Source organism: Kitasatospora saccharophila (genome assembly GCF_039529925.1).
GTDB lineage: Bacteria > Actinomycetota > Actinomycetes > Streptomycetales > Streptomycetaceae > Kitasatospora > Kitasatospora saccharophila.
Window position 1 is genome coordinate 1 of sequence record NZ_BAAANS010000116.1, and the last position, 11562, is coordinate 11562.

Consider the following 11562-nt stretch of genomic DNA (forward strand, 5'->3'; position numbering starts at 1 on the left):
GGGGCGGCGGCGGGCGCGGTGCCGGCCGCCCGGCACTCGCGCCGGTGGTGGCTGGCGGACCGGGCGGAGGAGGGCGCGGCGGCGCTGCTGGAGCGGCGGATCCGCACCGAGGGCGAGACGGTGCGGGGCACCGTGGTCCGGGTCGACCGGATCTCCGCCGAGCCGAACCACGAGGGCTGCTACTGGGCCGTCCTGACGGTCCGTTACCAGGCCGGGGGCGTCGCGCACGAGGCGGAGCGCCCGGTCTCCTTCCCGGCCCACTCCCGGCCCCGCCCCGGCGGCACGGGCACCGTCCGGTTCCTGCCCGGGGCGCCGACCGACGTCCGGTTCGAGCTCGACGACCCGGACGCCCCGCAGGACGGCGCCGACCTGCCCGACCGGATCGGGCGGTTGCACCGGCTGCACCTGGACGGCGCGCTCACCGCCGAGGAGTTCGCCCTCGCCAAGCGGCGGCTGCTGGCCGGAGAGTAGGCCGGAACGGTGCCCGCGGGACACCCGATCGGCGGTTCGGCCGTTGCGGGGGCCCGCCGCCGGGCCGTCCGGGGCGCGCGGTCCCGGCCGGGGGCGCGCGGTCCCGGCCGGGGGCGCGCGGTCCCGGCCGGGGGCCTCGGCAGCCGGTGCTGCGGGAGGTGGAGCTGCCGCCGGGGGCGGTGCTGCTGCCGTTCCGGCCGGCGCTGCCGCACGGGGAGGCGATGACCTCCTCGGCGCCGGGGGTCCGACGCGAACGGGGTCCGACGCGAACGGGGGTCCGCACCAGCCGACTTGACCACCGCGAGGCCCCGGCTGCCTCCGCCCGCGACCCCCGGGACACCGCGCCGCACCCCGCCCCGATCGCCCGCGTCCGGGCCGTGCCGTGCCGGTCCGGACGCGGGCCGCGCACCGCCGCCGGTGCCGGCGGTGCGCGGCGGGGGCCGGGGCGTCAGCCGTACTGCGGCCTGGTGGTGACCGTGACGGAGAAGACGGCGGCGCCGTCCTGGGTGGCGTCGACCCGGACCCGGCCGGTCCCCTCCTGGTCGGCCGGTCCGGCCGGTAGCGCTTCGGCGGTCAGCAGGCAGGCCCGGTCGAACTCGACGTACCGGGAGAAGCGGGCGTCGAAGGCGACGGGCAGGACCGGGGTGCCGGCGACGACCCGTCCGGCCTGCGCGGCGGCTTCGAGCAGCACCATGCCCGGCACGTGGTCGTGGGGGTGGTCGAAGAGGATCCGGTGGCCGGGGTCGACCCGTAGCTGCCAGTGGTGTTCCGCGGCCGTCGGGCTGAGGACGACGTCCCGCTCCAGGTGGCGGCCGACCAGGTCGGCGGCCACCGGCGGGGTGAGCGGCAGGGCCTGGGCGAAGGCCCGGGCGGCGTCCGCGTACCGTCCGCGCAGGCGGTCGTACAGGGCGGGCGGGTAGGTCGTGTAGGCGAGTTCGGCGCTGCCGACGGGGCGTCCCGCGCGGTGGACCTCGATCCGGGAGGTGCAGTGCAGCGATCCGAGCCTGCGGCGCTTCACCTCGGGGTGGGTGATCAGCAGGCTGACGGTGGCGGGTTCGGATCCGACGGCCAGGGCCGCGGGGTCGACGGCGGCCCGCAGGCGTTCGAGGCCGAGGCGGTGGCCGAGCGGTACGTGGTGGAAGGAGTGGGTCAACAGTGCCAGTGCTTGTCGGACGCTCTCGACGACCAGTAAGGGACTGTAGCGGCCGTCCTGGACGTAGAAGGCGTGCTCGGTCGGCCACTCGGCGATGACCCGCTGGGCGTCGTCGGAGACCGGGCTCCAGCCGGTGACCAGGGCTTCGTCCGGTATCGCCTTGCGGACCATCGCCGACATGTCTAACGGCTCGGGCAGTTCGGGTGGTTCGGGCAGGACGATGACGGCGGCGGCGGTGCCGCAGGTGGCGGTGCTGTTCGGTGCCATGCGAGATTCCCCCCAGAGTGGGTTGCCGATCATGGACCGGGGCAAGTGACTTGGCCCCCGTTGCCTCTGCGCCATAAAATAAAGAACACTTCTCTTTTGGTAAAGACCGACGGAGGCACAGGATGGCGAGACGAGAGCTCAAACAGGAGCGGGCGGAACGGACCCGCGCCATGGTGGTGGAGGCCGCGGCGGACGTGTTCGGGCAGCTCGGCTTCGCGGGGGCGAGCGTCTCGAAGATCGCCGACCGGGCGGGAGTGACGCTGGGCGCCGTCTACTTCCACTTCCGCAGCAAGGACGAACTGGCCCGGCACATCGTCTCCCGGCAGCCCGAACTGGTGGTGCCGCCGCACTCCTCCCAGGGCCTGCAGCACGCGATCGACGTCACCCTCACCTGGGCGTACCAGCTGCCCGTCGACCCCTTCCTGCGGGCGGGCGCCCGACTGGTCTGGGAGCAGGAGCAGTTCGTCCCGCGCGAGGAGAACTCCCACCAGCAGTGGACGTCGATCATGGCCGACAACCTCCGCGCCGCGCAGGCCCGGCGGGAGCTGAAGGCCAGCACCGACATCGAGGCGGTGGCCCGGCTGGTGGTCAACGCGTGCACCGGCGCGCAGATGCACTCGTACGTCGAGACCGTGCACACCGACCTGCCGAACCGGGTGGCCGAGATGTGGCAGTGCCTGCTGCCGGCGATCGCGGTGCCGAGCGCCCTCAGCCGGATCTCGATCGACGAGTCCCGCGGGCGGGCCGGGTGAGCCGCGTGCGGTTCGCCTGACCCGCGGCCCGGCGACCGCCCCGCACCGCACCGCACCGCACCGCACCGACCGCACCGCACGACACCCGGCACGGAGCGCCCGCGGCGCGCCACCCTCGGCCGGGCGGCCGCGGCGCGGGACCCGCACGCTCGCTCCACCCGTTCGACTGAGCACCGCCGTACAGGGCACGACGAACTCCATTGCACCGGGACTCGGGAGGGACACACACATGGAACTGGGCCAGGGCTCGCTGAGCGGGAAGAGAATCATGGTCACGGGGGCTTCCAGCGGGATAGGGGCGGCGGCCGGTCGGCTGTTCGCCGCGGAGGGGGCCGCCGTGGTGCTGATGGCCCGCAGGGCGGAGCAGTTGGGCGCGCTGGTCGCCGAGATCCGGGCCGGGGGCGGCCGGGCCGAGGCGTGCGTCGGCGACGTCACCCTGGCCCGGGACGTCGCCCGGGCCGTCGCCACCGCGACCGAGGCGTTCGGCGGTCTGGACGGCGCGTTCAACAACGCGGGCTGGGGGACGCTCGGTTCGGAGCTGCACGAGACCGACGACGCGGTCTTCGACCGGATCATGGAGGTGAACGTCCGGGGCGTGTGGAACTGCCTGAAGCAGCAGATCCCGGTCATGCTGGGGCAGGGCTCCGGCGGGGCGATCGTCAACACGTCCAGCACCGCGGGCCTGTTCGCCACCGGGGCGGTCTCGCCCTACGTGGCGGCCAAGCACGCGGTGCTCGGTCTGACCCGGGCCGCGGCGGCGGAGTACGGGCGGCGGGGCATCCGGGTCAACGCCCTGATGGTCGGGTCGACCCGCACCGAGCTGATGGAGGAGGCCATCCGGAAGGTCCCGGAGCTGGAGCTGGCCGCCACGGCCCGGGCCATCCAGCCGCGGCTGGCCGAGCCGGTGGAGGTGGCGCGGGCGGCCCTGTGGCTGCTCAGTGACCAGTCCTCGTTCGTCACCGGGGGCGCGGTGCCCGTCGACGGCGGCAGCAGCGCGGTCTAGGGCCGTTCCCGTCGGCCCGGGTCCCGCCGGACCCGGGCCGACGGAGCGTGTCAACCGCCTTTGCGGGGAACGGAGATGCCGCGCAGCATGAGGTCCCAGACGGCCGAGAGCCGGGCGACGGGACAGCCGCCGGGCCGCAGTCCGCGCTCCGCCAGGCGGCGGGCGTCCGCCTCCGCGCCGATCACCAGGTGGGCGGCGAGGGTGGCGACCGCCTCCTGGTCGGGCAGGTCGACGGATCCGTCGCGGACGGTGCGGTCCAACCGCTCCCGCAGGTCCGGCACCCAGGCCAGCGTCCAGTCGGGCCCCGTCCCGGAGCGCTCCCTGGTCAGCCGGGCCGCCGCGCGCACCACCGGCTCCTGTTCGAGGAGTTCGGCCAGCGCGAGGGTCAGTGAGACCACCGAGTGCACCGGCACCTCCTGCCCGCGCCCCACCTGCTGCACCACCGTCCGGGTCATGGCGTACCCCTGCGCCCGGACGGTGGCGGCCAGTTGTTCCTTCGTCTGGAAGTGGAAGGTCAGCGCCCCCATCGAGATCCCGGCCGCCTTGCTGATCCTCGCGAGGGAGGATCCGGCGTACCCCCCGCGGTCGAACTCCCCCGCCGCCGCGCGGACGAGGGCTTGTCGGGTTCGTGCAGCCCTCTCCTGTGTCACATGGCCCTCCCCAGCCGCCAGGTCCTTCGTTCACCCACGCGAAGCTACCAGGCGCGGCTATGATTTTAAAAAAAAAGAGACTATTATTTATTTGGCCTAGGGGGCGACATGGTGCCCCACCACCGGAACACCCAACTGGCGCACGAGGGGACGCAATGATGCACGGGGCCACCCTGAGAACGGAGGACGCCCTGACGGTCCGTGTGCTCGTCGTCGAGCACGACGCATCGGCGGCGGAGACACGGGTGCACCACTTACGCCGGCAGGGGTACGCGGCCAGCAGCGTCGAGACCGGGGCCGAGGCCCTGCGACGACAGGAGCACTCGGACCTGGTCCTGCTCGGCCTCGACCTGCCCGACATCGACGGTCTGGAGGTCTGCCGGCAGATCCGCGGGGCCGGGAACAAACCGATCATCTCGCTCACCGCCCACGACACCGAACTGGACCGGGTCCTGGCGCTCCACGCCGGGGCCGACGACTGCGTCGTCACCTCGTGCAGCCCGCGCGAGATGACGGCCCGCATCCAGGCCCTGCTGCGCAGGGCCTACCCGCACGCCGGACCGGACCACGTGATCTCGATCGACCAACTGCACATCAACGGCCGCACCCGCGAGGTCCGGGTGCACGGCGTGCCGGTGACCCTGACGGCCAAGGAGTTCGAGCTGCTGCACGTCCTCGCGGTCAACCCGGGGAACGTGCTCTCCCGCAAGGAGTTGATGTCCCGGGTCTGGGGCACCGACTGGCCGGACTCCAGCCGCACCATCGACACCCACGTGAGCAACCTGCGGTCCAAGCTCGGGGCCGGCACCTGGATCGCCACGGTGCGCGGCGTCGGCTACCGGATGGGTTTCGGCTGACGGTTCGGCGCACGGCACCGCCCCGCACCACGTACCGCCCCGCACCGCGGAGCACCGCCCCGTACGACGGACGGCCCCTGCGACCGACGGCCCGAAAGCCGTGGTCCCAGGGGCTGTTCCGCGTTCCACCGGTTCCGGCCCCGGCCTCAGACCGCGCCGGGTCGCTCGACCGGGAAGGCGTGCGAACGGCCGCCGAGCACGACCAGCAGCACGGGGGCGAGCAGGGCGAGGACGAACCAGGGGAAGGACGTCGGGCCCAGGGCGGTCAGCAGGATGCCGCCGACCGCGCCGCCGCCCGCCATGAACGAGTTCCAGGTGGTGACCAGCAGCGCCTGGCCGCGGTCGCCGCCCGCGTCGGTGACGGCGGTCTGCAGCAGGGTGGCGACGCCGCCCCAGCCCAGGCCCCACAGCACCATCGCCAGGTAGACGGTGAAGCTGTTGGTGGCCAGGACGCCGAGCAGGACGGAGGCCACGATGAAGAGCGCGGTGCTGCCGATGGTCAGGGCCCGCAGCCTGCGGTCGACCAGGGCTCCGGTGATCCAGATGCTGACCATGGAGGCGAGGCCGAAGACCAGCAGGATGACGTCGCGGGAGCCTCCCATGCCGTACTCGTCCAGGAAGGTGGCGATGTAGGTGTAGAGGATGTTGTGCGCCAGGACGTAGGCGGCGACGACGAACAGGACCGCCACCACGCCGGGCAGCCGCAGCGCCTTCAGGATCGGCTCGCGCTGCCCGGGCCGGCTGCCCGGGTAGTCCGGGACGGAGGCGAGGATCCACACCACCAGCAGCAGGGAGACCACGGTGACCAGACCGAACGTCAGCCGCCAGCCGAACACCTTGCCGAGGAAGGTGCCCACCGGGATGCCCAGGGACAGGGCGAGCGGGATGCCCGCCATGGTGATCGCGATCGCCCGGCCCTGCAGATGGGGCGGCGCCAACCGCCGCGCGTAGCCGACGAGTTCGGCCCACACCACGGCCGCGGCGACACCGGCCGCGAAGCGGAACACCATGGTGAGCGGGTAGTTGGAGGAGACCGCGGTGACGACGTTGGCCACCGCGAAGACCAGGACGGAGACCAGCAGCAGCAGCCTGCGCCGCCAGGCGGCGGTGGCCTTGGAGATCGGGATCGCCGAAATGCCGGTGGCGATCGCGTAGATGGTGAGGGACTGGCCGGCGGCGGACTCGCTGACGGACAGGTCGTGGGCCATCTCCGGGAGCACGCCCGCGGGAAGCGCCTCGGTCAGGATGCCCATGAAGGCGGCGGTGCCCAGGGCCAGCAGCGGCGACCAGGGGAGCTTCCCGCCGTCGGGCGCGGGAGCCTGATCGGAGCGGAGCTCGGTTTGCGAAGTTGACATGGTGCTATCCTCGAATCCTCACATAGATGTGAATGTCAAGACGATGAGACATGAGGCTGGTCACATGCGGATCGGAGAACTCTCCGAGCGCACTGGCGTCTCCCGCCGCCTGCTGCGCTACTACGAGGAGCAGGAACTGCTCGTCCCCGAGCGCTCGACGAACGGGTACCGCGTGTACGACGGACGGTGCGTCGACCGGGTGCTGCAGATCCGGGGGCTGCTCGACTCCGGGCTTCCCACCCGGGTCATCCGGCAGATCCTCCCGTGCCTGACCACCCAGGTCATCCACATCTCCGGCGCCACCCCGGAGACCATCGCCACGCTGGAGCGCGAACGCGACCGGCTGGCCGAGCGCATCGAGTGCCTGACCCGCGGTCACCGGGCCATCTCCGGCTACCTCGACACCGCCCGGCGCCTCCAGCAGCAGCCGGTCGGCACCCCCGCCGCACCCGCGGCCTACGACCTGGCCGCGACGGCCTGACCGTACTGGACGGTGTTGTCCAGCACGACGCCGTGGCTGGTCACGTCGAGGACCAGGCGGTCGCCGTCCTCGATCCGGAACCCGTCGTGGTAGGTGGCCTTGTCCGCGCCGAGCAGCAGGTAGTTGACCAGGCCGGGGCGGCGCAGCAGCGGGTGCGCGAACAGGTGGGCCGTCATGTCCTCGACCCGCTGGAAGAGCGAGTCGAGGCCGCAGGAGAAGTCCCCCTGCCAGGCGGCGGCCCCGTCCCGCTCGACGGTGACCCGGCCGGTCACCGTCCGGGGCGGCTCGTCCAGGAACAGCCAGGGCGTCACGGAGGTCTCGCAGAGCTTGGCGTACGGGGTCCAGGCCCACTTGTTCTGCAGGTGGACGCCGATGTCGTTGAGGTCGTTGCCGAAGGTGTAGCCGGCGTACCGGGGGTTGCCGTCCTCGTCGTTGACGTGGACGAGCGCGATCTCCGGCTCCTCCAGCAGCCAGACCGGTTCGGCGGGGGTGACCAGGGGTTCGCCGGGCAGCCGCAGCCAGGAGCCGGAGCCCTTGAGGTAGTAGTTGGGGGCGACGAACTCCTCGTCGGGCGCCGGGGCGCGGTCGAACTTGGAGCGGTGGGTGCCCATGAAGCCGTTGACCAGGGAGTCGTTGCCGGCGGTGGGCAGCAGCGGGGGCAGGAGGCGCAGTTCGGGGTCGTCGACGGCCACCGTGACGGTCTCGGGGTCGGCGGTCACCGCCTCGGCCACCGCCTGCGGGCCGCCGGCCAGGACGGCCGCGCGCAGGGTGTCCTCGGCGACCCGGTGCAGGGTGTGCGGCCGGCCGGGCACCGGGAGGCCGAGGCCCGCGTAGCGCAGGCCCTTGTACTCGCACTCGAAGACGACGACGGTCATGAGAGTTCTCCTCGGGTTGGCGGCCGGTCGGCCACGAGATCGGTCAGGGCGGCCTTGACGCGGTCCAGGGAGTCCCGGATCCAGGGCAGTCGCAGCGGGTCGGGCGCGGTCAGGGCGGCGGCCCGCTCGGCGTCGCCCTCGCCGTACAGGCGGCTGGTCGCGGCCCGGACCCGCAGGGAGGTGTCGGGTTCGCCGAAGGCGCTGCCGGGCAGCAGGACGACGCCGTGCCGTTCGGCGAGCAGGGCGGCGATCCCGGCGCCGTCGCGGACGCCGTGGGTGTCGGCCAGGCGTGCGCGCAGCGGTTCGAAGTCGGGGTAGAGGTAGCAGGTGGCTCGGACGGGCGTGAGCTCGGCGCCCGTGGCGGCGAACAGCGCGGCCACCGCCCGGGTCGTCGTCGCGTGCAGCCGCCGGCTGGCGGCCACGTGGGCGAGCACCTCGGGGGGTTCGGCGAAGGCGTAGGCGGCGGCGGCCTGGACGGGTGCGGCGGTGCTCGACCAGACCTGGCTGGCCACGCCGACCAGCCGCTGGTGCAGGTCCCGGCCGAGCGGCCCGTCGGGGAGGCGGGCCACTCCGGTGCGCCAGCCGCCGACCCCGAGGTTCTTGGTCAGGCCGGTGGTGACGACGGTCCGTTCGGGTGCGTGGACGGCGGGCGAGACGGCCCGGTCGGCGGGGTCGAAGACGAGGTCGCAGTAGATCTCGTCGGAGATCACGACCAGGTCCAGTTCCCTCGCGGCCCGGGCCAGTTCGCGGACGGTGCCGGGGCTCGCGACGGTGCCGGTGGGGTTGTCGGGCAGGGTGACCACCACGCTCCGCGGGTCGCGGCCCCGTGCCCTGGCGCTCCGCACCGCCGCGCGGAGCGCCTCCGGGTCGGGCACGCCGCCCTCACCGGGCCTGGTGGCCACGGGGATCGCCCGGCCGCCGGCCAGCGCGGCCTGGGCGGCGTAGCTGACCCAGCTCGGGACCGGGATCACCACGTCGCCGCCGACGGCCAGCATCAGCGCGAACAGCAGGGGCTTGCTGCCGGGTCCGCTGACCACGAGGTCCGGGTCGGCGTCCAGGCCCCGCCGCCGCCAGTAGCCGGCGGCGGCGGCGCGCAGCTCCGGGCTTCCGGCGACGGGGCCGTAGGCGTTCAGGCCGGCCGCTCCCGCGAGCCGCTCGCGCAGCTCGGGGAGGACGGGGAGTCCGATCTCGCCGCTGGCGAGGGGGACGACCGCCTCCCCGGCGCTGCGTCGGCGGGCCAGCGCCTCGTCGGCGGCGAGGGTCGCCGAGACGGTCACCGGCACGGGTTGTGGCATGGTCTGCTCCAGGGTCGCTGCGCGGACGGGTGGTCGGGGTCGGGAGGGGCGGCGGGGCTCAGGCGTACTTCTGCCGGAGCTCCATCTTTCGGACCTTGCCGGTCAGGGTCTTCGGCAACTCCGGGAGCAGTTCCAGGCGTTCGGGGTAGAACCGGGGGTCCTGGCCGTGCTCGCGCAGGTGGGCGTGGAGGTCCTTGAGCGTGGGCTCGGCCCCCCTGCGGGGCACCACGAACGCCAGGATCGGGTCGTCCACCTGCCCGGAGGGGCCGACCAGGGCGATGTCGGCGACCTGCGGGTGGCGGGAGATGATCGCCTCCAGCTCGGCCATCGGGACGACGATCCCGTCGCGCAGGATGGTGTCCTTGGCGCGGCCCAGGATCCGGATGCCGCCGCGGCCGTCGTCGCGCGCCACGTCGCCGGTGTCGAACCAGCCCTCGCCGGTGAGTTCGGAGTCGAACGCCTCCTGCTGCTTGTAGTAGCCGAGGGCCTGGGAGGCGCCGCGCACCCGCAGCCGGCCGACGGTGGCCCGGACGTCGGGGTCGTGGCACATGTCGATGCGGATCTCCATGGAGTCGATCGGCCGGCCGTGGCTGTGCGCCGCCCAGTCCTGGTTGTAGTCGAGGCGGCTGATGGTGACCGGTCCGAACTCGGACATGCCCCAGACCGAGTACGTCCGGGCCCCGAAGGTGTCGCGCAGTTCGTCGACCAGCTCCTGGAGCACGGGGGCCGCGCCGGTGACGGTGTGGCGCAGGCTGGAGACGTCGTGCGGGTCGGCCCGCTGGGCCGAGGCGATGCCGGAGAGGGTGGGCGGGGGCCCGTACAGCAGGGTGGCGTCGTAGCGTTCGACCAGGTCCAGCAGGCCGCTGTGGTCGGGGCCGTCCTGGAAGGCGACGGTGCCGCCCAGCATCACGCCGGCCAGCACGCCCTGGCCGAAGCCGGAGTAGTGCACCAGGGGCGTGGTGACCGCGACCACCAGGTCGTCGCGGAGCAGGAAGGTGTCGACGTAGCCGCGGACGCCCGAGTGGACGGTGTTCTGGCTGTGCACGACGCCCTTGGAGAAGCCGGTGGTGCCGGAGGTGAACAGCACCACGAACGGCTCGTCGGGCCGGAGTTGGCGGCCCTCCAGGTCGCCCATGGCGTGCTTCTCCCAGTGGGTGGAGACGAAGTGGTCGGCGAAGTCGACCGCCTTGTCGGGGGCGTGCCCGCCGACCACCACGACGTGCTCCAGGGGCAGTTCGGACTGCAGCTCGCAGACCGCGGCGGCCAGCGGGTAGCCGTCCCACTCGGGCAGGGTGATGCACACCTTGGCCTCGGTGAGGGCGAGCCGGTGGCGCAGCTCCTCCTCCTGGCAGACCGGGGCGATCGGGCAGATGACGGCGCCGGCCGCCATGCAGGCGAACATCAGCGGCACCATCTCCCACCGGTTGGGGAGCTGGACGGCGACCACGTCGCCGCGCCGGACGCCGAGGTCGAGCAGCGCACCGGCGAACCGGTCGGTGAGCCGCGAGAGTTCGGCGTAGTCGAGGGTGTCGGTGCGGGCCTCGTCGAGGCGCCGGGCGGCGATGGCGAGCTTGTGCGGGCGCTCCCGGGCCTGCTGGCGCAGGTCGTCCAGGAAGGTCTGGTCGCGCCACCAGCCGCGCCGCCGGTACTCGGCCATCCGGTCGGCGGCCCCCGCCCGGGTCACCGGAGTTCCTTCCGGCGGGCGTCCAGCAGCTCGGGCAGCGGGTTGCCGGCCCGGGAGGCGGCGATGTCCAGCAGGTCGCGGGTGTTGCGCCGGACCCGCTCGGCGACCCAGTCGAAGACCCAGTCCTTGCGGGCCGCGTCGGACAGCTCGAACGGGACGATCCGAGTGACGGCGAGGGCGGCCGAGCCGGCGCCGCCGATGTTGGCGATCACGCCGGGGACGAGCACGCCGCCGGCGGCGGCGACCTTCTCCTTGGCCTCGGCGGTGGAGGCGAGGTTGGCGCCCTCGACCACCAGGGCGGCCCGCAGCCGGTGGACGTTCTCGTCGTTCAGCGCGTACTTCTGCGCGGCCAGGACCAGCAGGTCGGCGTCGACGTCGAGCCAGGCGTCGGGCGCGGTGGAGACGGTGACGCCCTGCGGGAGCCGGGAGTGGTCGATCCGGCCGAACTCGTCGGTGATCTCGACCAGGTCGGCGACCGGCAGCCGGTCCGCGCTGACGGTGCCCTGGACGTCGGCGATGCCCACGACGACGTGGCCGCGGTCCTCCAGGAAGCGGGCGACCGCGCGGCCGACCGCGCCGAAGCCCTGCACCACGACCCGGGCCGGGCCGGTGCGGTGGCCGCCCTCCAGGGCGGTGACGGCGGCGACGCCGACGCCGTGCCCGGTGCAGTCGATCAGCGGCTCGTAGTAGGTGCGCCAGTCGATCGGCATGTCGGGGGC

11 protein-coding genes and 1 pseudogene are annotated in these 11562 nt (G+C 73.6%); 5 read left to right on the forward strand and 7 right to left on the reverse strand.

Annotation, left to right across the window (positions count from 1 at the left end; translation table 11 throughout):
* A pseudogene (locus tag ABD345_RS39010) lies at positions 1 to 471 on the forward strand (hypothetical protein); the annotation flags it as partial.
* Between the two features lie 448 nt (positions 472 to 919).
* Here ABD345_RS39010 and ABD345_RS39015 read toward each other — a convergent pair.
* The gene (locus ABD345_RS39015; RefSeq protein WP_344559422.1) at positions 920 to 1891 is read right to left on the reverse strand and encodes a ScbA/BarX family gamma-butyrolactone biosynthesis protein; all 972 of its coding nucleotides are present in this window, start codon (positions 1889 to 1891) and stop codon (positions 920 to 922) included.
* A 122-nt stretch (positions 1892 to 2013) separates the two neighbouring features.
* On the opposite strand from ABD345_RS39015, the gene ABD345_RS39020 reads away from it, so the two are divergent.
* Positions 2014 to 2643, forward strand: a complete 630-nt coding sequence (locus ABD345_RS39020) for a ScbR family autoregulator-binding transcription factor (RefSeq protein ID WP_344559424.1) — start codon at positions 2014 to 2016, stop codon at positions 2641 to 2643.
* A gap of 268 nt (positions 2644 to 2911) precedes the next feature.
* Positions 2912 to 3646 (forward strand): SDR family NAD(P)-dependent oxidoreductase, encoded by a 735-nt coding sequence (locus ABD345_RS39025; protein ID WP_344559440.1) that lies wholly within the window; start codon positions 2912 to 2914, stop codon positions 3644 to 3646.
* Positions 3647 to 3696: 50 nt separating this feature from the next.
* Here ABD345_RS39025 and ABD345_RS39030 read toward each other — a convergent pair whose 3' ends face one another.
* A complete protein-coding gene (locus ABD345_RS39030) occupies positions 3697 to 4296 on the reverse strand; it encodes a TetR family transcriptional regulator (RefSeq protein ID WP_344559426.1) in 600 nt (199 codons plus the stop codon).
* 158 nt (positions 4297 to 4454) lie between these two features.
* Between ABD345_RS39030 and ABD345_RS39035 the strand changes: the two genes are divergently transcribed.
* Positions 4455 to 5153, forward strand: a complete 699-nt coding sequence (locus ABD345_RS39035; protein ID WP_344559428.1) for a response regulator transcription factor — start codon at positions 4455 to 4457, stop codon at positions 5151 to 5153.
* A gap of 146 nt (positions 5154 to 5299) precedes the next feature.
* Here the strand turns inward: ABD345_RS39035 and ABD345_RS39040 are convergent, their stop codons facing one another.
* Positions 5300 to 6508, reverse strand: coding sequence for an MFS transporter (locus ABD345_RS39040; protein WP_344559430.1), 1209 nt, complete (start codon positions 6506 to 6508; stop codon positions 5300 to 5302).
* Positions 6509 to 6572: 64 nt separating this feature from the next.
* Here ABD345_RS39040 and ABD345_RS39045 point away from each other — a divergent pair, with 64 nt between their 5' ends.
* Positions 6573 to 6989, forward strand: a complete 417-nt coding sequence (locus ABD345_RS39045; RefSeq protein WP_344559432.1) for a MerR family transcriptional regulator — start codon at positions 6573 to 6575, stop codon at positions 6987 to 6989.
* Here ABD345_RS39045 and ABD345_RS39050 read toward each other — a convergent pair.
* The 4 genes from ABD345_RS39050 to ABD345_RS39065 all read right to left on the reverse strand — a co-directional run.
* The gene (locus tag ABD345_RS39050) at positions 6965 to 7864 is read right to left on the reverse strand and encodes a fumarylacetoacetate (FAA) hydrolase (protein WP_344559434.1); all 900 of its coding nucleotides are present in this window, start codon (positions 7862 to 7864) and stop codon (positions 6965 to 6967) included. The two genes, ABD345_RS39045 and ABD345_RS39050, sit on opposite strands and share 25 nt — an antisense overlap.
* Complete coding sequence (locus ABD345_RS39055) at positions 7861 to 9159, reverse strand: pyridoxal phosphate-dependent aminotransferase (RefSeq protein WP_344559436.1); 1299 nt, start codon at positions 9157 to 9159, stop codon at positions 7861 to 7863. Before ABD345_RS39055 ends, ABD345_RS39050 begins: the two co-directional genes overlap by 4 nt.
* Positions 9160 to 9217: 58 nt before the next feature.
* Positions 9218 to 10843, reverse strand: coding sequence for an AMP-binding protein (locus ABD345_RS39060; protein WP_344559438.1), 1626 nt, complete (start codon positions 10841 to 10843; stop codon positions 9218 to 9220).
* Positions 10840 to 11562: Rossmann-fold NAD(P)-binding domain-containing protein (locus ABD345_RS39065; RefSeq protein ID WP_486327101.1), on the reverse strand; the 723-nt coding region annotated here is incomplete at its 5' end. The genes ABD345_RS39065 and ABD345_RS39060, both read right to left, overlap by 4 nt.